Below are 21,595 nucleotides of genomic sequence, written 5' to 3'. Positions count from 1 at the left end.
CGCAAGGCGGGTTAAAAGTTCCAACGTTTCAGTGAGACAGCCTGTTTTCCCTTATCGGCTCAGCACTCTGGATGACATCAGAATGCGCGCTGGTAAGGCAAAATACCCGAGCGAAGCATTTTTTCGGAACCCAGACTGTAATTGCTGCTTAAACCACGTAATTCGATATTAAATGACACTTTGTTGTCGTATTCGCTGCTGCGGCTGGCGCTGTTCCAGTCGGTAATTTTGCGTTCATAACCGACGCTCACGGCCCAACAACAGGTATTGTACTGTAAACCAATCAGCTGGTTTGCTGGCTGATTAGCTTTGGTGTCGTAATAATAAGCCCCAACCACTGCCCAACGTTCGACGATCGGCCAGCTCGCAGTGATACCGACCTGCGAGATACCTTGCTGAGAACCCTGATTTGTCACGTTCGGCAACATGTCGCGAATATATTCAGGGCTGGCGTAACGGTAGTTCAACTGCACCAGACGTTCTGCATCACGACGGTATTCTAACACGGCGTCGCCCAGCGCGACTTCGTTCAGACGATTGTCATATTGCAGACCACCGCGAACGCCCCAACTGTCATCGATTTTCAGGAAGGAATCACCGGCCCACACCTGGCTACCGTTGTTATCACTTTTATCGAGTGACGTATTGCGGTCGCCGGTACGTGGACGATCGAAGTAATAGATTTGACCAATAGAAGCGTTAAAACGTTCAACCAGCGCATCATCATAAATACGCGTAGTGACACCGGTCGCAATCTGATTCGCGGACGCGATGCGATCCAGGCCGCTGTAGCTGCGATCGCGGAACAGGCCGGAATAGTCGGTCTGCATCAGCGTGGAGTCATAGGTATGAATGCCGCTCTGATCGCGATAAGGCACGAACAGGTATTGCGCGCGAGGCTCCAGCGTCTGGGTATAAGCCTGCGACCAGTTCATTTCGCGCTCAAAGACCATTTTGCCATCGACTTTATATTGCGGCATGACACGGTTAACGGAACTTTGGAGTGCGTTTTTATTGACGTCGGTGACGGTAGGATCGGCACGATAGCGATCCAGATTGTCCTGCTGATAGTGCGTCGCTAATAGCTTGGCTTCGGTATTCAGGCTGGCCCAGCGGTTTGCTAGCGGGAGATTCAGCGTTGGCTCAACGTGCAGACGAGTCGCTTCCGGCCGATTGTCGTTGACGTTGGTAAATTTTACCGCCTGACCATAAAGGTGCATATCAATCGGGCCGATATCATTCTGGTAATAATTGATATCGAGCTGCGGCTCCGCACGGTAGACATCGCGGGTGGTCGCATTGGAAAAGACCTGGAATTGTCTGGTGGACAGCGACGTGTTCCAGTTTTGGTTCGCATAGCCCGCACTGAATTTTTGGGTGACGTAGCCATCGGTCGTTGAACCGTAAGTCGATTCCAGATCGGTGAAGTAGCGGTCGTCGCTGACTTTTGTGTAGTCCGCGTCAAAACGCCACACCTGATCCATCACGCCACTGTGACCCCAGTGGAACAGCCAGCGGGTGTCGTTATCATCCTGCGGGGAGACTTTGGCGTATTCATTGTCGCTGGGCAGCCAGTCGAACTGAATGACACCAAGACCCGGTGTGGTCAGGTAGCGGAATTCGTTCTGCCACTGCATACCACGCTTAGTTTGTAGATGCGGGGTGATCGTGGCGTCAAAATTAGGGGCGATATTCCAGTAATAGGGCGTCAGCAGTTCGAAGCCATTGCTGCTACCATATTTTGCATTGGGGATCAGGAAGCCAGAGCGTCGTTTATCGCCGATAGGAAGCTGTAAATACGGGCTATAGAACACAGGTACGCCAGCAATCTTGAAACGCGCGTTCCAGATTTCAGCAACCTGCTCTTCTCTGTCTTGAATCACTTCCGAACCGACGACACTCCAGCTATTATCTCCCGGCAGACAGGAAGTGAAGGAGCCGTTTTCCAGAATGGTGTAGCGATTGCTGTCACGCATTTTCATTTTGTCGGCGGAACCACGCCCTTGACGGCCCACCATCTGATAGTCGCCTTCATAGACGTCGGTATCTTTGGTGTTCAGGTTGGCCCAGGCTTTAGGGCCTTTCAGGATGACCTGATTGTCGTCGTAGTGGACATTTCCCGTCGCGGTAATAGTACGCGTGGGTGTGCTACCCTGCGTTGCCGGATCCAACTGGTTCAGCTCCACCTGTTCGGCGGTCATGACGCTATTACCCTGCTGGATGTTAACATTGCCGATGAATTTGGCATTGTCGGGATAGTTGGCTTCGGTTTTGTCGGCCTGAATATTGACCGGCAGCTGGTTGGGATCGCCTGTTACCAGTGGTCTGTTGTACGTAGGTACACCCAGCATGCACTGTTGAGCGAGATCGGCCAGCGCGTGCTGGCTGTAAAGCGCCGACCAAACCAGAGTGGCCAGCAGAGTTGGGAAACTTTTTTTCATACGTGGTATCAGGTGTTCCGTCATCAGGGGCATCATGCCGGCAAACGGTCAGAGACTATATCACTCGTTAGCGTTGCGCCAGTGTTAAATCCCCACCGCCTATACGCACCGCCGTTAGGTGCAAAGATAAATGACAGGTATGATAAAGCAATTTTTGGCTGACGGCATGAGGATTTGAGGAGTATATGCGGTATTGGGGAAAGTTGCTGGGGTTGGCGCTGGGAATCGTCTCAAGTGCTGGCATCTGGGGAATGATCATGGGCTTACTGATGGGGCATTGGATTGACAAAGCCCGGGCATCGCGTCGCCGTGATTATTTCTCCGCTCAGTCTACCCGTCAGTCATTGTTCTTTCTCACGACCTTTCAGGCCATGGGACACCTGACCAAATCCAAAGGTCGGGTGACGGAAGCTGATATCAAGATCGCGACCAAAATGATGGACCGTCTTGAGCTGTTTGGTGAGGCCAGAGCTGCCGCTCAACGGGCTTTCCGCGAAGGAAAGACGACCCATTTCCCTCTGCGAATAAAATTACGCAAGCTGCGCGATGCCTGTCTGGGTCGTTTTGATTTAATTAAGATGTTTCTGGAAATTCAGCTTCAGGTCGCGTTTGTTGATGGCGTTCTGCATCCGAACGAGCGACGCGTGTTGTACGTGATTGCCGATGAGTTGGGCGTAACGCGTGAGCAGTTTGAGTTTTTTCTGCGGAATATGGAAAGTACCACGGGGCAGCAGTCGCGGCAGAATCAGTCACGCCAGAACGGTAAATCGCACCAGCGCCGCAGTAACGGTCACTCCAGCGGGGGGTACTCCAACGGACACTCTTATGGCGGCCAACGCCCAGCCTCACCGCCGCGAGGGCCAACAGTCGAAAGTGCCTGTCGTACGCTGGGCGTGCGCAGCAGCGATGACGCCGTGACGATTAAGCGCGCCTACCGCAAACTCATGAGCGAACATCATCCCGATAAGCTGGTCGCCAAGAAGCTTTCGCCAAGGATGATGGAGATGGCCAAACGCAAAGCGCAGGATATTCAGGCCGCCTATGAACTGTTGAAAAGCGCGAATCAGACAAAATAATCCGCATCCTTCCTCTTCTTATTACTTCCCCGTTTTACTGCTCTACCAAACCCGATTTACAAATACCGTCAGTGAGTTTGCTTCAGAAATCCGCTTCGCAACGAAAGTGCATCGGGGTATTGAACGCTGGGTGGGTGATGGCCAGTTCTTGTGCGTGCAGTAAAAGGCGGGGGGCCAGCGCTTTGGCATCGGGATGCGCATAAAAGCCATCGCCGAGGATAGGGTGGCCCAGCGCAAGCAGGTGAACACGTAGTTGATGAGAGCGACCGGTAATCGGCATCAGCTTGACGCGTGTTGTACCGTCAGCGTCACGCGAAAGTACCTGATACTCCGTCTGTGCTGATTTTCCTGTTTCAAAGCAGACTTTCTGTTTCGGGCGGTTCGGCCAGTCACAGATCAGCGGCAGATCGATGACGCCCTCATCCTGCGCCATATGTCCCCAGACGCGGGCAAGGTAGGATTTCTTGGGTTCACGCTCGCGAAACTGACGCTTTAATTCGCGCTCGGCGGCTTTCGTGAGTGCAACGGCAATCACGCCGCTGGTTGCCATATCCAGACGATGCACAGATTCTGCCGTCGGGTGGTCAGCCTGAATGCGGCTCATGACGCTGTCTTTGTGTTCTGGCGCGCGGCCGGGAACCGACAGCAAACCGCTGGGTTTATTCACCACCATGATGTGCTGATCCTGATACAGAATATGCAACCAGGGATCGGTAGGCGGATTATAGGGTTCCATCGGAGCACCTTCAGACAACATATAATGTGTGATATTAGGGAGAACACGGGGATGAGGTTCCCGCAGGGAGACCTCGCCCCGTGGTATGCCCGTGTATCTCGATTTTGCAAACAACGTGTCTTTATAACAGCGGTATGAGGGTTATGCCTATACCGCTGTCAGAAACGTTTACTGATGTGACACCACAACCAGACGAATAGCATCCAGACGCCAGTTGGCTTCGTGCAGATTGCTCAGCACCTGCTCGCGCTGGTTTTCCAGTGCGGTCAGCTCATCTTCACGAATGTTGGGGTTGACGGCTTTCAGCGCTTCCAAACGTTCCAGCTCGCGGCGTAATTGCAGGTCAGCCTGCTCCTGAGCCTCGGTGATAAGCTGGCGCGCCTGCGTTTCCACCAGCGCTTCCGCCTGTTGCAGCATGGCGTGAACATCGGGCTGTACCGCATTCACCAGTTTGCTGGACGTATGACGGTTTACCGCATTGAGCTGGCGGTTGAAGCTTTCAAACTCAACCTGTGCCGCCAGATTGGTGCCTTTACGGTCCATCAGCAGGCGAACCGGTGTTGGCGGCAGGAAGCGGGTCAGTTGCAGGTGTTTCGGTGCCTGTGCTTCCACCACGTAAACCAGCTCAGCCAGCAGCGTGCCGACCGGCAGCGCTTTGTTTTTCAGCAGCGACACTGCACAGCTTCCGGTATCGCCGGACAGCACCAGATCGAGTCCGTTACGGATGAGCGGATGTTCCCAACTGATAAACTGTGCGTCTTCGCGGGAGAGCGCCTGATCGCGATCGAAGGTGATCGTACAGCCGTCCTGCGGCAATCCTGGGAAGTCTGGCACCAGCATATGATCGGATGGCGTCAGGATGATCAGGTTATCGCTGCGATCTTCCTGATTGATGCCAACAATATCAAACAGGTTCAGGGCGAACGTCACCAGATTGACGTCATTATCCTGCTCGGCAATGGCCTGCGCTAACAGTTGAGCCTGTTCGCCACCGTTAGAATGCATTTCCAGCAGGCGATCGCGGCCTTGTTCAAGCTGTTGCTTCAGGCTGTCGTGCTGTTGACGGCAAACATGGATAAACTCATCCAGTCCCTGCTGTTCACCGACCGTCGTCAGCCGTTCGATCAACTGCGCATGGTGGGCATCATAGATGGTACGACCCGTCGGACAGGTGTGTTCAAACGCATCCAATCCTTCGTGATACCAACGTACCAGCAAGGCCTGTGCGGTATTTTCCAGATACGGCACCATGATCTGAATTTCTTTTGCCTGCCCGATACGGTCCAGACGACCAATACGCTGTTCCAGCAGATCGGGGTTGAACGGCAGATCGAACATCACTAAATGGCTGGCAAACTGGAAGTTACGGCCTTCGGAACCGATCTCTGAACAGATCAGTACCTGTGCGCCTTCTTCTTCAGAAGCAAAATAGGCGGCGGCACGGTCACGTTCAAGAATCGACAGCCCTTCATGGAAGACGGCGGCACGGATGGCTTCACGCGTGCGCAGCACTTGTTCCAGCTGTAGCGCGGTGGCTGCCTGTGCACAGATCACCAGGATTTTTTCATCACGATTGGCGGTCAGGTAGTTCAGTAACCATTCCACGCGCGGATCGAAGTTCCACCAGGTGGCATCGTCCCCTTCGAGCTGTTGATAAATTTGTTCCGGGTACAGCATGTCGCGGGCGCGGACTTCCAGCGCCTTGTTCGCGTTCATAATGCCGGACACTTTAATCGCCGTTTGGTACTGCGCCGGCAGCGGCAGGCGGATTTGATGCAGGACACGATGCGGGAAGCCTTTAACCCCCTGACGCGTGTTACGGAACAGCACACGGCTGGTGCCGTGGCGATCCATCAGCATGGTGATCAGTTCCTGACGCGCCTTCTGATTGTCATCGCTGTCGCTGTTGATGGCTTTCAGCAGCGGTTCAATGTCCTGCTCGCCCAGCAGATCGCTTAGCGCATTCAGTTCAGCCGTTTGGGCTTTTTCGCCCGCTAACAGCAACGTGACGGCATCGGCAACCGGACGGTACTGCTGCTGTTCGGCAACGAATTCCTGATAGTCGTGGAAACGGTTGGGATCGAGCAGGCGCAAGCGCGCAAAGTGGCTCTGTTGGCCGAGCTGTTCCGGTGTTGCCGTTAAGAGCAGAACGGCTGGCGTGGCGCGTGCCAGCGTTTCAATGGCCTGATATTCCGGGCTAGGGCTTTCTTCGCTCCAAACCAGATGGTGGGCTTCATCCACCACCAGCAGATCCCAGTCGGCGTTGACGAGCTGCGCAAAGCGCTGGGCGCTGCGTTGCACAAATCCCAGTGAGCAGATCACTAGCTGTTCGGTTTCAAACGGATTGCTGCTGTCCAGCTTGGCTTCGGCATAGCGCTCGTCGTCAAACAATGAGAACAGTAGGTTAAAGCGGCGCAGCATTTCGACCAGCCACTGATGTTGCAAGGTTTCCGGCACGACAATCAGCACGCGGCTGGCACGACCCGCCAGCAACTGCTGGTGGATGATCATCCCTGCCTCAATGGTTTTTCCCAGACCGACTTCGTCCGCCAGCAAAACGCGTGGCGCGTGGCGTTGGCCGACTTCATGAGCGATATGAAGCTGATGGGGGATAAGGCTGGCACGCATGCCGCGCAATCCGCCCCACTGTTGCAGCGCCTGTTCGTTCTGATGCTTACGGGCGCGATAGCGCAGGGCAAAGCGATCCATACGATCGATCTGTCCGGCGAACAGGCGATCTTGTGGTTTGTTGAACGTCAGTTTGCTGTCGAGGAAGACTTCACGCAGTTCCGCCGACGTTTCATCGTCCAGGCGTTGGCCGCAATACACCAGCAACCCTTTTTCTTCTCGCACGTCATCCACTTTGAGCTGCCAGCCTTCATGGCTGGTGACGGTGTCGCCGGGATTGAACATCACGCGGGTGATGGGGGCGTCGCTGCGGGAATAAAGTCGGTTTTCACCGCTGGCAGGGAAAAGCAGCGTAATCATACGCGTATCGACGGCAACAACCGTTCCCAGTCCAAGTTCGCTTTCCGTATCGCTGATCCAGCGCTGACCAAGTGTAAAAGGCATAAATTCTTAGCTCGATGTTCGTCTGTGTCGGAGGAATGTCTGATTACATTATCGGTTGCCGATAATGCTGCTGATGCAAATTCAGAAAGGGCGTTATGGTAATAGATGACGGTGCGTTCGTCACCCCTCAAACTTGCTGTGGCGCGAATTAACCCCTTTCATCTAACAACATGAATGTCTGCCATTTAAAACAGACCCATCTGACCTGTTACCAGTGTAGCAAAATCGTCGTGCAGGAACGGTAGAATGGCATCCGCGACGGGCTGGAGCTGGCGTTCGACATAATGCTGGTAATCCAGCGGAGCATGCCGGGTTTCCAATGGTTCGGGGCCGTTGACGGTCATCACATAGCTGATCCAGCCGCCGTTTTGGTATTGCAGCGGTCGCCCCTGCTGGCGGTTATAATCATCGGCGATTTTCGCGGCTCTGGCGTGGGGCGGCACGTTGCGCTGGTAATCATCGAGCCGACGGCGCAGCCGTTTACGGTAGATCAGCAGATCGTCAAAATCACCGTTCAGGGTACGATCGACATAATCCCGCAGCCAGTCCTGATAAGGCTGTTGCTGAAAAATCAGCAGATAGAGCTGCTGCTGAAACTGTTGTGCCAGCGGTGTCCAGTCGGTGCGCACGGTTTCCAGCCCTTTGAACACCATCTTTTCGCCTTGCGGCGTGTCGATCATGCCGGCGTAGCGTTTTTTACTGCCTTGTTCCGCACCGCGAATCGTTGGCATCAGGAAGCGGCGAAAATGTGTTTCAAACTCCAGTTCTAGTGCGCTGGTCAACTGCTGGGTGTCTTGCAGATGCTGTGTCCACCAGTGGTTGACGTGCTGCACCAGCGCGTTGCCAATCTTTGCTGCTTCCTCTTCGCTATGCGCGTGCTTCAGCCAGACAAAGGTAGAGTCGGTATCGCCATAAATCACCTGATAGCCCTGTTCCTCGATCAGTTCGCGCGTTTTACGCATGATTTCATGGCCGCGTAGGGTGATGGAAGAGGCGAGACGCGGATCGAAGAAGCGACAGCCTGTCGCGCCCAGCACGCCGTAAAAGGCATTCATGATGATCTTTAACGCCTGCGACAGTGGCTTATTATTGGTGCGCTTCGCCGCTTCACGCCCTTGCCATATTTGCTCGACAATCGCTGGCAGGCAATGCTGTTCGCGGGAGAACCACGCCCCGCGAAAGCCGGAGACGGCGTGCTGAGCGTCAGGATTCTGCGTTCCTACCGCCAACCCGACCGGATCGATCAGGAACGTACGGATAATGGAAGGGTAGAGGCTCTTATAATCCAGCACGAGCACCGAGTCATACAGGCCGGGACGCGAATCCATCACAAATCCACCGGGACTGGCTTCAAGCGCGACATCACCCAGATTCGGGGCAACGTAACCCATGCGATGCATGCGCGGTAAATAGAGGTGGTAAAATGCGGCGACGGAACCCCCGCTGCGGTCGGCTGCTAGTCCGGTGACGCTGGCGCGCTCTAGCAAGAAAGGCAGCAGCTCGGTTTTGTCGAAAATACGCGTGACCAGTTCGCAGTCTTGCAGGTTATAGCGAGCGAGAGCGGGCTTATCTTCGGCAAAACGACGGTCGATCTCGTCCATACGCTGATAGGGCGTGTCGATAGCTTTGCCTTCCCCCAGCAGCGACTGCGCGACAAATTCCAGACTAAACGAGGCAAAATTCCACGTCGCGGATTTGAGCGCTTCAATGCCGTCGATAATCAAACGGCCAGTAGCGCTGGCAAAAAAATGCCCCTGTTTAAAACCGTGTTCCCGCCATTCTAACGCCTGTCCGTTGCGCCCCAGTTTGAGCGGAATGTTGTAGCGCTCGGCATGTTTCTGCAAGACGCGCAGGTCAAACTGCACCAGATTCCAGCCAATGATGGCATCGGGATCGTGCTGCTGCATCCAGGCATTCAGCTTTTCCAGCAGCAGCGGGCGGCTGGCGACGTACTCAAGCGTAAAATCCTCGCGCTCGGCAGGCGTGCCGTTCGGTGGGCCGAGCATGTAAACCTGACGCTGTCCGCAGCCTTCCAGCCCGATGCAGTAAAGCTCACCGTGGCGGGTGGTTTCGATATCCAACGACACCAGTTTGAGCGTCGGGCGGTAATCGGGATTTGGCTTCATACGGGCTTCCGTCAGCAGGCTATCTGACGTGGTGTTGCCGCTAAACCATACGGGTGCGGTGATAAAGCGTTCCATCAGAAAGCGTTCCGTCGGACGAATATCCGCTTCGTAGACTTGAACGCCGCCTTCACGCAGCAATTTCTCCAGCCGCAGCAGCTGTCGGTATTGTGGGCAATACAGCCCCAGCAGCGGCTGATGGTGGAAATCCTGCATGTCGAGCGGTTTTAACTGCCAGCGTTTTTCCTGCTGTAAGAGCGTTCTGGCGCGGGCTTCCTGCTGTGCGGGAATAAAGGCAACGGCCTGCTGTACTGGCAGGCGTGCGAGCTGCGGGCCCTCATCGGTGGCCAGCCAGAATTCAACCTGCGTGCCGGCTGGTGTGTCGTTCCAGTGGCGGGTCAGTAGAAACCCCTGACGAACCTGAGTCACTAAGCGGCCTTTTATAGCAAGCGAGATAGGGAAGGATGGTAGGGATAAGTATGGTTATTTATACAGGTGATGTCCAGCGACATCACCTATGATAGTGAAGAGGGAAAAATAGATTACTGCTCGCTGCCGGAGGCAGAGACCACGCGGTTGCGGCCTTCTTGCTTGGCTTGATACAGGGCTTCATCTGCCAGCTTGAAGGTGCGATCGATTGGCATATCGCTGACGCCCGGTTCCCACAGGGCAACGCCTAATGAGATGGTGATATTGCCCACGACAGGAATGGTCGATTCCTGCACACGCTGCCGTAGCCGTTCAGCGATGCTGAGTGCGACGTCGAGACTGGTTTCCGGCAGTAGAATCAAAAATTCTTCACCGCCGCTGCGGCACAGAATGTCGGAATCGCGTGAGCTGGTGCGAATGAGCTGTGAGAGATAGCGAATGACGTTGTCGCCGACATCGTGGCCGTGGGTGTCATTGATGCGCTTGAAGCGATCGATATCCAGCGCGATGACTGCAAAGCTTTTCTGCCCCATTTGCCAGTAGCGGAGCACGCTATCCAACCCACGACGATTGAGCAGTTCGGTCATGGGGTCTGAGTGTGCTTCAGAACGCAACTTACCAATTTTGCGCTGGAGTAAATCGATACCCAGCAGCATCGCCTGTTTGAGCTGCGAGGCTTCGAAATACCAGGAGTGGATATTTCTGATGTCGTCGGAGACATCGAGTGCATCCATCTTATTGGCACTGCGCGCCAGCAGCCACAGCGGCTGGGCGATGAGTCGGGCCAGCAGCCAGACGCAGAAGATGGTCAACAGCGCAAGCGGAAGCGTGTGACGCAGCACGTTCAGCATCAGGCTATCGAGCGGTTTCAGCGTGATGTCCATCGGGCGAAGCGCCACAACCTGCCACTGTGAGGTGGCTTCAACGGCGTAGCCCGCCAGCATGACTTCGCCCAGATAGTTCACCATATGCTGGCTGCCATTATTTTCATGATGCGCATCGATCTGCAGATTATTGGTTTCTGTTTTGCCAATACGCTCCATGTCACGGTGATACAGCATCTTTTTGTTCTTATCGGTGACATAAATATAAGAACCGTCGCGGTAATAGTGTTTGTCTAAGAGCGTATTGAGCACGCTGGGCTGCTTAAGATAGATAGACCCACCGATAAACCCCTTATAGCGGCCATCTCGTGTGAATATCGGCGAAGATATCAGCACGATGAGGTTATTGGCGGCGGATACATAGGGCTGGCTGATAAGCGGCTGCTTTTCTTTCAAGGCTTCGAGAGCGCCTTCGGTTGTCAGGCTTCTCCCGATTAATTGGAACGTATCGGGCGATGTGGCTCTGACGATCCCTTTTTCATCTGCAATGACGACAGAGTTGAAATTGCTGGTTTGTAGCCGCAGGCGCTCGGCTTCTTTAAACAGACCGACCTTATCATCCATCTGAGTGGCAACGATATTGGCGCTGTAGGCGAGCTGCTGCTGGGATTCCTTAAAGAAGGAATGGGTCATTGCCGCGAGCTTGGTGGCGTAAACGCGGTTGGCTTCAAGGGTGTTATCAATCAGCAGCTCTCGTTGGACGCGATAGCTGGCATAAAAACTGTTTGCCAGTGTTACCAAGGCGCTCGCCACTGCCAAGAGTAGGATAAGACGTCGTAATCCGACATGTTTGAATAGTTTAAAAAACATAGTGGCAGTGTGGCACGGTGGCAAAAAATGACCGCTATCATAAGTGTTGATGCCCGTCGGTGCAAAAGAATTGACCATAAAACGACATTACTGAAGTCGTGCTAACGGCTTGAATTGGAAAATGATATTGCGTATGCCCTGATAAGGGGAATAGTTGATATTTATCAGAACGTATAGACTTTTGGTACCCGCGAACTGAGATCGTTTCAACAGGGGATAGATAAACTATGCTACATATTTTCAGTAGGATATTGCTGGGTTTCGTGCTAGCAAACCGGGATCGCTCTCGCCTGAGAGACGAAATCGCGTGGTAATCCGGCGTGTTGATTTTTTACCGTAGCCACAATCGAATGATGCGGTGAAATCAGGAGTTGACGGCTTCTGCTATGATCCAGACAATCCTTGTTTTTATAACGTACGGGTAGATTTTATGGAAGCGTGGCTGGATCATCTGGTTACCCAATCGCTAGCGTATTCACTGATCGCCGTCATGCTGGTTGCCTTTCTGGAATCTCTGGCTTTGGTCGGGCTGCTGTTGCCGGGAACGGTGATGATGGCAACGCTGGGGGCACTGATCGGCAGCGGACAAATGGGACTTTACCCAGCGTGGGGGGCAGGGATTATCGGTTGCCTGCTAGGGGACTGGATTTCCTATTTCATTGGCATGCGTTTTAAGGCACCGCTGCATAACTGGTCTTTCCTGAAAAAGCATCAGGCGTTGCTGAGTAAAACCGAATATGCCCTGTATCAGCACCCGATGCCGACGATACTGATCGGGCGTTTTGTCGGCCCGACCCGTCCGCTCATCCCGATGGTGGCGGGGATGCTGGGGTTACCGCCTTATAAATTTGCCGTGCCGAATATTATCGGCTGCCTGCTGTGGCCGCCGGCCTATTTCTTACCGGGCATTCTGGCTGGTGTCGCGATTGATATTCCTGCGGGGACGAACAGCGCAGGATTTAAATGGCTGCTGCTGATTACTGCCATCATGGTGTGGGGCGCAGGTTGGCTAAATTGGCGCTGGTGGCGTAGTGATAAGCGTAAACATCATGACTGGTTTAGCAGAAAGATGCCGCTCAGACGCCTGCGCTGGGTCGCGCCCGTGATGTCCGTGGCGGCGGTTGCCTTGTTGGTCGTACTGATTCAGCACCCGCTGATGCCAGTTTACCGCCATCTGCTATGGCAGGTGTTAAACGGGTAATGTTGTGCAGGCCGGGAAGACCCGGCCAAGCCATTTAGCAGTAAAACTCAGCGACCTGCTCGAAAATACGCATTTCTTCGCTGTGACGGCGAACCTGAAGGACGTCTTCCAGCTTTTCCACCTGACTGATCATTTGCTGTAGCCGCTGGTCATCTTTGACCAGTAGCCAGATCCGGCTTTCCTCTCCATTTGCCAGCGGCATACACAGAATGCCTTCTACGTTAAATGCCCGGCGGGCAAACAGGCCGCAAACGTGTGACATCACACCGGGGTGGTTGCGCACCGAGAGTTCCAGCGTGACCTGATTTGACGTTGCTTGCGTTAGCGAGGTTGGTTGAATTGACATAGTCATTAATCTCCGATCATATCGATGTTCGCGGCGCCCGGTGGCACGATGGGTAACACTTTTTCATTGGCGTCAATAAGTACGTGGATCAGCGCAGGACCCGGCTGGTTGAGCATCTCTTGCAGCGCGGCCTGTGGATCGGCGGCGGCGTTCAGATCGCAGGTTGCAAAGCCAAAACCTGCGGCAATCGCGAGGAAATTCGCGCTGTAGCGGTAATCGGCCGCGAAGATGCGTTTCTGGAAAAACATATCCTGCTGTTGGTGAACCAGACCGAGTGACTGGTTGTTCATCAGGACGATTTTTACGTTAAGTCCTTCTTCTGCTGCCGTCGCCATTTCCTGAATATTCATCATCAGGCTGCCGTCACCCGAGAAACACACCACGGTGCGATCCGGTTCAGCCAACGCCGCACCAATCGCTGCAGGCAGGCCAAAGCCCATCGTCCCAAACCCGCCGGATGTCAGCCACTGGCGCGGACGACGCAGCGGATAAGACTGCGCGACCCACATCTGATGCTGACCGACATCGGTCGTGATGATGGCATCATCCGTCAGCGCCTGTGCCGTGGCCTGAACCAGACCGTAATGGCTTAATGGATCGTCAGCGCCCGGCATGCTGAACGGAAATTCCTGTTGCAGCCCGCGGACGGTAGTACGCCATACGTCACGCTGCTGCGGTGTAATGTGCGGCAGCAGCTGATCCAACGCCTGTGCGACATCCGCGTTGATCGCCACGTGTGGCTGGCGGATCTTGCCCAACTCGGCGGGATCGATATCGATGTGAATGATGCTGGCCTGCGGGCAAAACTGTTCCGCTTTCCCGATCGCGCGATCGTCAAAACGCGCACCCAGCACAATTAACAAATCTGCCTGCTGTAAGATCAGATTGGTTGATCGTGCGGCGTGCATGCCCAGCATCCCGAGCGACAGAGGATGATCGACGGGCATGGTGCCCAGCGCCATCAGCGTCATGGTGGTGGGCAGGCTAGAGCATTCCGCCAGTTGAACCGCCTGTTTGTGCGCGACGCCGCTAATAATCCCGCCGCCCAGATAGAGCACCGGACGCTGAGCCGCATTAATCATGGCCGCAGCACGCTCGATTTCCTGCTGAGCGATGGCGGGTGGCGTATCGAGAGGAAAGACGCCCGGCAGTTCGCTCAGCTCAATGGTCGCATTCTGAATGTCTTTTGGAATATCGATCCACACAGGACCGGGACGGCCCGACTGTGCGATGCGAAAGGCTTCTGGAATCACGCGCGGCAGCTCGTTGATGTCGCGAACCAGATAGTTATGTTTGGTGACGGGAATAGAAATGCCGTAGGTGTCGACTTCCTGAAACGCATCGGTACCGATCATGCTGGAAGGCACCTGACCAGTGATGCACACCAGCGGGATCGAATCCAGTTTGGCATCGGCGATAGCGGTGAGCAGGTTGGTCGCTCCCGGCCCGCTGGAAGCCATACAAACCGCAGCGCGTCCGCTGGCTCGCGCCATGCCTTGTGCCATAAATCCAGCGCCTTGCTCGTGGCGAGCCAGAACGTGGCGAATGGTCTTACTTTGACCCAGTGCATCATATAACGGCAGGGCCGCGCCGCCGGGAATGCCCGCTACGGTGGTGATGCCCTGCTGTTCGAGCAGCCGAACAATTAACTGAGCGCCTGTATAACGCATGTTTACATCCTTCATCAGGGCCGGTGCGGTGTCGGAGCGGGGAGGGTAGAAACAAGAAACCCCGCTCGGCTTGCGCCGGCGGGGTTTGAGAATCTTCGATTCGGAACCCGTTACGGCGCGCTGCCGACGACGACCACGACGACCACGCGCACGACGACGACCGCGTCAACATGCGCGGTGTGTAGTAGTGCTGAAGTGGAAGAAGTGTAGTGCGTCACGGGAATCCTATTTATGTTCAAGTTAGTTATGTTCGAGTTAGTTATGTTCGAACTAATTGCGGTCGAGTGTTGTGTTCGAATGAGTTATTCAATCGCCAATTCATATAAGCACAGCAGCACAAAAAGACACAATACCTACAAGGGATAAAAACTGAATATGTCGAATTGGTCACAATATATTGAAAATGGCACGGTGTTATTACCGCTTGATTTTTCGCCGTATAACCGAGAGAAGCGTGACTGTTTTCACAATTGGAACAGGGTTTCAATGTTATAAATTATAAAATAATCATTGGGATAGTGGGTGGTGATAAATGGGCGTGTCCCGAGCGGTAGGGAAAGGCATATTAAGCGGTATCTTATTGATGGCAATGGGTATCGGCACGGCGATGGCCTGTCAGGCTGGCCCTGCCAACGAATGGATGCGGGGTATTGAACAGCAGCGTCAGGCGGATTTGGGCAATGGCTGTTATCTCAATCCGATTATTGCGGGCGATCATCCCGACCCCACGATTATCAAGGATGGGGATGACTATTACATGACGTTCTCGTCATTTGACGACATCCCCGGACTGTTGATTTGGCACTCGCGCGATTTAGTGAACTGGGAACCACTTGGCCCGGCGATCACGACGCCTGTCGATGCGATCTGGGCACCGGATTTGGTGAAACACGACGGCAAGTATTACATCTACTTCACCACAAACCGGATTATCGACGCCAAAGGGACGAAAAAGAAAACGCTGTATGTGATTACCGCCGATGATATCCGCGGCCCGTGGACGCCGCCGAAAGATACTGGCTTGAAAAACCCGGCTAGCGATCCCGGCCACGTCGTGGGAGAGGATGGCAAGCGTTACATCTTTATGTCGGGTGGCAACCGCGTGCAGTTAACAGACGACGGGCTATCGACGGTCGGTGACATGGCGGTGGTCTATCAGGGATGGCAGTACCCGGAAGAGTGGGATGTGGAAAGCTTCTCGCAGGAAGGGCCGAAGATGCTGCGCCACGGTGACTACTTCTACATGGTACTGGCGGAAGGCGGAACGGCTGGGCCACCGACCGGGCACATGGTGATTGCTGCGCGATCCAAATCGATCAACGGGCCGTGGGAAAACTCGCCGCATAACCCGATTATCCGTACGCAGGATCTTTCAGAGAAGTGGTGGTCGCGCGGCCATGCGACGCTGATCGAAGGACCGGATAAAAACTGGTACATGGTGTATCACGGCTATGAAAACGGCTTTATGACGCTGGGGCGGCAGGCGATGCTGGAGCCGATTGTCTGGGGCGATGACGGCTGGTTTACGTCAGCCGGATTCGATACCGGTAAACCGATTCGCAAACCGGAAGGTGGCGAGGCGGTGCCTCACGGCATTGGCTGGTCTGATAGCTTTACCGACGAGAAATTTCCGGCACGCTGGCACTTCTACCGCGCCAATGCGGAAGAGCTAAAGCGGGTTACGCTTAGCGACGGTAAGTTGCATCTGAAGGCAAAAGGCACGTCGCCGAAAGACAGCGCGCCGCTGACGATGATCCCCGGCGATCAGGCTTACCAAATTGAAGTGACTGCTAACTTTGCTCCCGGCGCGCAGGCTGGTTTACTGCTGTTCTACAACGCGAAGCTCTATGTCGGGCTGTCGTTTAATCAGGATGGCACAGTAATGCATCGCTACGGGTTGGAAAGGGCGGAGAAGAAATTGCCGCATATTACGGGCAATGAGGTGCAGATTCGGATGAAAAACGATCGCCATATTGTGACGTTCTACACCCGAACCTCGGATCAGGAAGCGTGGAAGAAATACCCGGTGCAGATGGAAGTGTCCGGCTACCATCACAACGTCGCGTATGATTTCCTCAGTTTGCGGCCTGCCCTGTATGCTTCCGGCGAAGGCGAGGTGACGTTCAGCAACCTGCGCTATCAGGCTTTGCCTTAATTTCTCAATTCGAAGACGGACGTGAAATTCCCAGGATGGCGGCTGCCTCGGCGCTGCCATCCTGCAACGCCTGGGTCGGCCCGTCATAATAAATCTGCCCGTCTACGATCAGCACCGTACGCTTCGCGATCCGCATGGCATCATCCAGATTGTGGGACACCATCAACAGCGTGAACTCACGCTCCTGACACACGCTTTCAACCAGATCGAGCATCTCCTGACGCAGCGCCGGATCGAGCGCCGAAAACGGTTCATCCAGCAACAGAATGGGTTGGTGACGCACCAGACAGCGTGCCAATGCCGCGCGCTGGCGCTGTCCGCCGGAAACCTGCGACGGCAGACGATCCAGAAGATCCGCCAGACCAACTCTGTCGGCAATCTGCCGTAGCGTCTCGCGCTGTTCCGCACTGAGGCGCAGGCCGGGATGAAGCCCCAGCGCGATGTTCTGCCCAATCGTCAGATGAGGAAACAGGTTATTTTCCTGAAACAGAATCGAAACTGGCCGTTTAGCAGGCGGCGTCTCGCGGTGAGACTCGCCGTTAAGCCGTAATTCCCCGCTGTCTGCCATCAGGAAACCCGCAACCAGATTCAGCAGCGTACTTTTCCCAGCGCCGCTAGGGCCGAGGATGGCGATGCGCTCGCCCGGTTTGACGTGAAAATCAAAACGCATGGGCAAGTGCTGATAAAAGTAGGTCAATTTCTCAAGCGCGATCATGACGGCCTGCCAGTTTCTCAATCAGGGTAAATAACATAAAGCACAGCAGCATCAACAATAGCGCCGTGACTGCGCCGTCGGCGCTGCGATAGGAACCAATTTGCTGGTACAGATAGAACGGCAGCGTGCGGAACTGCTCATTGCCGAACAGCGCGATGACGCCGAAATCACCAATCGATAGCACGCAGGCAAACGCCAGCGCCTGCGCCAGCGGCTGTTTCAGCGCGGCAAGCTCGATCAGCTTCAGCCGTTGCCAGCCGCGAATATCCAGCGATGTGCAAAGTCGGTTGTAACGCTCTGCAACGTCTAGCATTGGGTTTTCCAGCACTTTGATCGCGTACGGAATCGCCATCAGCGCGTTCGTGAACACCACCAGTGCGTAAGGGGATTGCGGTAACCCGATGCTGTTATTCAGCAGCAGGAAAAAGCCGGTTGCCAGCACAATCCCGGGCATGGCGAGGATGAGCATACCGCTCAGGTTCATCAACTGTCCGTAGAGTGGCTTCTGGCGTAATTTGAGCTCGCGACTGCTCCAGAGCAGCATCATGGTCAGCACCAGACACAGCAGCCCCGCGCCTAAGGCAATGCGCAGCGAGGTAAACAGCGTTTGCCAGAGCACAGGCTGTTGCAGCACGGTAACCAGCGATCGATTCACGCCATCCACCACTACGGCCAGCAAAGGAGGGACGACCAGCAGCAACAGCGCACTAATCAGCAGGCCATCGGTGAGGCGGCTTAAGGCGCTATCTTGCGGGTTACGCCAGGCAAGCTGCTGTGTGCTGCCGACGGGCAGAATGCGTCCCAGCCGCTGGCTCAGCAGTACCAAACCAAGACAGCAAACCATCTGAATTAACGCCAGCAGCGCCGCGCGCCCCGGATCGTAATCAAAGCTTAATGCCTGATAGATAGCTAGCTCAATTGTGGTTGCCTGCGGGCCGCCGCCCAGCGACAGCACTGTGGCAAAGCTGGCGAAGCAGAGCATAAAAATCAGTGCGCCAGTGGGTAAAATCTGCCGGCGCAGGGCGGGCCATTCCAGCAGGTGTAAATGCTGCCAGCTGTTCATGCCCAGATTCGCGGCCAACTGACGCTGTTCGGTAGCGATGCCTTCTAACGACTGCAACAGCAATCGGGTTGCCAGCGGCAGATTAAAGAAGACGTGCGCCAGCAGGATACCCTGCAACCCATAGGGCGAAAACGTGTATTTCAGATCAAACCAGCCCAGCGCAGAGGCCAGCCAGCCTTGGCGGCCGTAAACGCTGAGCAGGCCAAACACGGCCACCAGTACGGGTAGCACCAGCGTCATTGCACACAGGCGCAGCAGCCAGCGATGGCCGGGAAAGCGCCGTCGATACAGCGCTCTGGCGAGAAAAATGGCCGGAACGGTAGAGAACAGCGCGGAGAGAAAGGCCTGCCAGAAGGTAAACCGAATGACATGCCAGAGATAGCTGTCATGCCATAGCGTGCGCCACTGGCTTTCTGGCGCCTGTAGCCACAGGGCGCCGAAAGCCAGTGCGGCAACGGAAATTAACAGCGTTGTGGCCAGTAACCCTGGCCACAGACGTCCGCCGATTAGTGGCTGACGGCGCGTTGCCATGCCTGAATCCACTGCGTCCTTTGGTCGGCTACTTCCTGTGCGCTGAACTGCATGGCTTTTTCCGGCACCGCGAGCGTCGCGAAGCCGGCTGGCAGATCAGTTTTAACCGCCGGATACATCCAGTTCGTGGTAGGAATCGCCTGCTGGAAGGTTGGGCTCAGGATGAACTGCATAAAGCGTTTTGCCAGCTCGGGATTTTTGCTGGACGCCAGCTGCCCGGCGACTTCAATTTGCAGATAGTGCCCTTCGCTGAAGGTCGCTGCTGCGTAATTGTCTTTCTTCTCTTCAATGATGTGATAGGCCGGCGACGTGGTGTAGCTCAGCACCAGATCCGCTTCCCCTTTCAGGAACAGACCGTAGGCTTCGCTCCAGCCTTTGGTGACGGTGACGGTTTTTTTCGCTAGCTTCTGCCAGGCTTGCGGCGCATCGTCGCCGTACACTTTCTGCATCCACAGCAGCAGACCCAACCCCGGCGTGCTGGTGCGTGGATCCTGATAGATCACTTTCCACGGTTCGTTGCTGTCCACCAGCTCATGCAGGCTTTTCGGCGGGTTCTTCAGCGTGTTTTTGTTATACACAAACGCGAAATAGCCGTAGTCATAAGGAACGAACGTTTTATTGCTCCATCCGCCCGGCACCGTAACGGCGCGGGCGTCCAGATTGTGTGGCGCAAACAGGCCGGTTTGTTCCGCCGCCTGCAACAGGTTGTTGTCCAGCCCCAGAATGATATCCGCTTTGCTGTTCTTGCCTTCCATACGCAGACGGTTCAGCAGCGAAGCACCATCTTCCAGCGCGACGAAGTTCAGCTCGCACTCACACTCTTTTTCAAACGCGGTCTTGATGACAGGGCCTGGGCCCCATTCGGAAGCGAATGAATCATAGGTATAAACGGTCAACGCGGGTTTGGCGAAAGCCGAAGCTGATAGCAGTAGCAGGCAAGACAGGCTGGTTTTCAGCACGGTGGCTGAACGCGGTAATAATTGATTTAACACTTTGCACTCCTGAGAATCATAGGGTGGCAAAGGACTTTGAGGCAGCAATAAGCAGCACTCTCAAATCCCTTCGCCGGTATTAACCGGATCAGGTTCGACGGGTATCTTCTCAGCGAAAAATTTTCCGCACCCCGTTGAGAACGGCACATTGTAAAGGGTTAAGTCGGGCAGCGAAAGGCTCTCAGCGTTCCGGTGGTGCAAACCAGGCGGATTTAAAATCAAACCCGCCCTATAGGCTCGCTCAGATACTGCGGTGTGACAGCCGTACGCTCACACTTTCGCTTAACGTGACGGTTTTTGTGTCCTATTTGTGGTCATTCACCATTTAACGGCCTCCTGCCCGATCCGCGCAGTACACCAGTCGATAAAGGCGCGGATCGCCGGCGAGAGGTGGCGGCTTTGTGGGTAGAGAATGAAAAGAGGTTCAAGCGGGGCACTGATATCAGGAAGTAGCCTGACAAGATGTCCATCAGCAAGTTGCTGGCGCACCATATAGCTGGCAATGCGTATTAGCCCCAAACCGGCTACACCAGCGGCAACATAGGCATCAGTGTCATTTACGCTGATCTGTGCTGTTATTGGAATCGCTACGGTGCGCGCGCCATCGTGAAAATCCCAGCGAGTTGAACGCCCTGTCCGGCTGTGGGTATATCCTACTGCGGTGTGCTCTTTGAGCGAGTCTAACGTTGTAGGGTAACCATGCTTCTCTAGATAGCGCGGGGAAGCGCAAATATACCAATGGAACGCACCGAGTCGCCGTGCGACCAGTCGTGATAACGGAGGTTCTCCGGTTCTGATGACACAGTCGATACCCTGCTGGACGATATCCACGGTGGCATCACCCAAGTGGAAGTCCAACTTTATTCCGGGATGACGTTCAAAGAAGTCGGGCAGTGTAGGGATAAGGAAATTTTTGACCAGAGAAGATGTCGCCCCGATTCTGATCGTTCCATGCAGTTCTTCCTTTTGCTGTGCCGTTACGCTTTCAGCGGCATGCACATCATGCAAGATCGCTTTGCAACTGTCGTAATAGCGCAGGCCAACATCCGTAATGCTGAGCGCTCGTGTTGTTCGGTTGAGTAACCGAGCCCCCAGATGTGATTCGAGTTCCTTAATGCTGCGGGTTACGGTGGAGGGTAAAACATGCATGGTTTCCGCCGCTTTTTTGAAACTACCCGCATCGACCACACGCATGAATATTTCCATGGCCTGAAACCGATCCATACGATGTCTCCTCATTTTGCTATGAAACGTTGATAAGACGCGTATACGGCGTACCTATCGTGTCAGCGGCTGCATTTCTTTATTGTTTGATTTTTTCAAATTATGAAGTGATGCGGCTGAATCTTAT

At 54.7% G+C, this 21,595-nt stretch carries 14 protein-coding genes and 1 riboswitch; of the genes, 3 read left to right on the top strand and 11 right to left on the bottom strand.

Annotated features, from left to right (window positions below):
• Positions 1 to 77: 77 nt before the first annotated feature.
• Positions 78 to 2,477 carry an LPS assembly protein LptD gene (gene lptD, locus BJJ97_RS01890; protein ID WP_174865001.1) on the bottom strand — a complete coding sequence of 800 codons (2,400 nt, stop codon included), beginning with the start codon at positions 2,475 to 2,477 and terminating at the stop codon, positions 78 to 80.
• Positions 2,478 to 2,626: 149 nt separating this feature from the next.
• On the opposite strand from lptD, the gene djlA reads away from it, so the two are divergent.
• Positions 2,627 to 3,517: a co-chaperone DjlA gene (djlA, locus tag BJJ97_RS01885; protein WP_095992919.1), complete on the top strand. Its 891-nt coding sequence runs from the start codon at positions 2,627 to 2,629 to the stop codon at positions 3,515 to 3,517.
• 82 nt (positions 3,518 to 3,599) lie between these two features.
• Here the strand turns inward: djlA and rluA are convergent, their stop codons facing one another.
• The 4 genes from rluA to BJJ97_RS01865 form a co-directional block, all read right to left on the bottom strand.
• The gene (rluA, locus tag BJJ97_RS01880) at positions 3,600 to 4,253 is read right to left on the bottom strand and encodes a bifunctional tRNA pseudouridine(32) synthase/23S rRNA pseudouridine(746) synthase RluA (protein ID WP_095700643.1); all 654 of its coding nucleotides are present in this window, start codon (positions 4,251 to 4,253) and stop codon (positions 3,600 to 3,602) included.
• Between the two features lie 168 nt (positions 4,254 to 4,421).
• Entirely contained in the window at positions 4,422 to 7,325 is a 2,904-nt protein-coding gene (gene rapA / locus BJJ97_RS01875) for an RNA polymerase-associated protein RapA (protein WP_095700642.1), read from the bottom strand.
• 185 nt (positions 7,326 to 7,510) lie between these two features.
• Complete coding sequence (locus tag BJJ97_RS01870; RefSeq protein WP_095992918.1) at positions 7,511 to 9,877, bottom strand: DNA polymerase II; 2,367 nt, start codon at positions 9,875 to 9,877, stop codon at positions 7,511 to 7,513.
• Between the two features lie 113 nt (positions 9,878 to 9,990).
• Positions 9,991 to 11,571, bottom strand: a complete 1,581-nt coding sequence (locus BJJ97_RS01865) for a sensor domain-containing diguanylate cyclase (protein ID WP_095995307.1) — start codon at positions 11,569 to 11,571, stop codon at positions 9,991 to 9,993.
• Positions 11,572 to 12,001: 430 nt separating this feature from the next.
• On the opposite strand from BJJ97_RS01865, the gene BJJ97_RS01860 reads away from it, so the two are divergent.
• A complete protein-coding gene (locus BJJ97_RS01860) occupies positions 12,002 to 12,772 on the top strand; it encodes a DedA family protein (RefSeq protein WP_095700640.1) in 771 nt (256 codons plus the stop codon).
• Between the two features lie 34 nt (positions 12,773 to 12,806).
• Here BJJ97_RS01860 and ilvN read toward each other — a convergent pair whose 3' ends face one another.
• The gene (ilvN, locus tag BJJ97_RS01855; protein WP_095995306.1) at positions 12,807 to 13,118 is read right to left on the bottom strand and encodes an acetolactate synthase small subunit; all 312 of its coding nucleotides are present in this window, start codon (positions 13,116 to 13,118) and stop codon (positions 12,807 to 12,809) included.
• Between the two features lie 5 nt (positions 13,119 to 13,123).
• A complete protein-coding gene (gene ilvB, locus BJJ97_RS01850) occupies positions 13,124 to 14,788 on the bottom strand; it encodes an acetolactate synthase large subunit (protein WP_167385186.1) in 1,665 nt (554 codons plus the stop codon).
• Positions 14,789 to 15,320: 532 nt separating this feature from the next.
• Between ilvB and BJJ97_RS01840 the strand changes: the two genes are divergently transcribed.
• The gene (locus tag BJJ97_RS01840) at positions 15,321 to 16,943 is read left to right on the top strand and encodes a family 43 glycosylhydrolase (protein WP_095992916.1); all 1,623 of its coding nucleotides are present in this window, start codon (positions 15,321 to 15,323) and stop codon (positions 16,941 to 16,943) included.
• 4 nt (positions 16,944 to 16,947) lie between these two features.
• On the opposite strand, the gene thiQ is transcribed toward BJJ97_RS01840, so the two are convergent.
• From thiQ to BJJ97_RS01820, 4 genes are all read right to left on the bottom strand, one after another.
• The gene (thiQ, locus tag BJJ97_RS01835; RefSeq protein ID WP_095992915.1) at positions 16,948 to 17,658 is read right to left on the bottom strand and encodes a thiamine ABC transporter ATP-binding protein ThiQ; all 711 of its coding nucleotides are present in this window, start codon (positions 17,656 to 17,658) and stop codon (positions 16,948 to 16,950) included.
• Entirely contained in the window at positions 17,645 to 19,252 is a 1,608-nt protein-coding gene (gene thiP / locus BJJ97_RS01830; protein ID WP_095992914.1) for a thiamine/thiamine pyrophosphate ABC transporter permease ThiP, read from the bottom strand. The genes thiQ and thiP overlap by 14 nt, the downstream gene beginning before the upstream one ends.
• Complete coding sequence (gene thiB, locus BJJ97_RS01825; RefSeq protein ID WP_157910790.1) at positions 19,228 to 20,211, bottom strand: thiamine ABC transporter substrate binding subunit; 984 nt, start codon at positions 20,209 to 20,211, stop codon at positions 19,228 to 19,230. The genes thiP and thiB overlap by 25 nt, the downstream gene beginning before the upstream one ends.
• 80 nt (positions 20,212 to 20,291) lie before the next feature.
• Positions 20,292 to 20,388: riboswitch (TPP riboswitch) on the bottom strand.
• A 174-nt stretch (positions 20,389 to 20,562) separates the two neighbouring features.
• Complete coding sequence (locus BJJ97_RS01820; protein WP_095992912.1) at positions 20,563 to 21,468, bottom strand: LysR family transcriptional regulator; 906 nt, start codon at positions 21,466 to 21,468, stop codon at positions 20,563 to 20,565.
• Between the last annotated feature and the right edge of the window lie 127 nt (positions 21,469 to 21,595).

The sequence above is a fragment of the Pectobacterium polaris genome, assembly GCF_002307355.1.
GTDB lineage: Bacteria > Pseudomonadota > Gammaproteobacteria > Enterobacterales > Enterobacteriaceae > Pectobacterium > Pectobacterium polare.
This window is presented reverse-complemented; position numbering and strand designations above follow the sequence as displayed.

Coding starts and splice junctions, on each gene's coding strand:
- thiP (WP_095992914.1), bottom strand. CDS start 19,252: ATGGCAACGCGCCGTCAGCCACTAATCGGCGGACGTCTGTGGCCAGGG.
- BJJ97_RS01820 (WP_095992912.1), bottom strand. CDS start 21,468: ATGGATCGGTTTCAGGCCATGGAAATATTCATGCGTGTGGTCGATGCG.
- ilvN (WP_095995306.1), bottom strand. CDS start 13,118: ATGTCAATTCAACCAACCTCGCTAACGCAAGCAACGTCAAATCAGGTC.
- ilvB (WP_167385186.1), bottom strand. CDS start 14,788: ATGCGTTATACAGGCGCTCAGTTAATTGTTCGGCTGCTCGAACAGCAG.
- lptD (WP_174865001.1), bottom strand. CDS start 2,477: ATGATGCCCCTGATGACGGAACACCTGATACCACGTATGAAAAAAAGT.
- BJJ97_RS01840 (WP_095992916.1), top strand. CDS start 15,321: ATGGGCGTGTCCCGAGCGGTAGGGAAAGGCATATTAAGCGGTATCTTA.
- thiQ (WP_095992915.1), bottom strand. CDS start 17,658: ATGATCGCGCTTGAGAAATTGACCTACTTTTATCAGCACTTGCCCATG.
- rapA (WP_095700642.1), bottom strand. CDS start 7,325: ATGCCTTTTACACTTGGTCAGCGCTGGATCAGCGATACGGAAAGCGAA.
- BJJ97_RS01865 (WP_095995307.1), bottom strand. CDS start 11,571: ATGTTTTTTAAACTATTCAAACATGTCGGATTACGACGTCTTATCCTA.
- djlA (WP_095992919.1), top strand. CDS start 2,627: ATGCGGTATTGGGGAAAGTTGCTGGGGTTGGCGCTGGGAATCGTCTCA.
- rluA (WP_095700643.1), bottom strand. CDS start 4,253: ATGGAACCCTATAATCCGCCTACCGATCCCTGGTTGCATATTCTGTAT.
- BJJ97_RS01860 (WP_095700640.1), top strand. CDS start 12,002: ATGGAAGCGTGGCTGGATCATCTGGTTACCCAATCGCTAGCGTATTCA.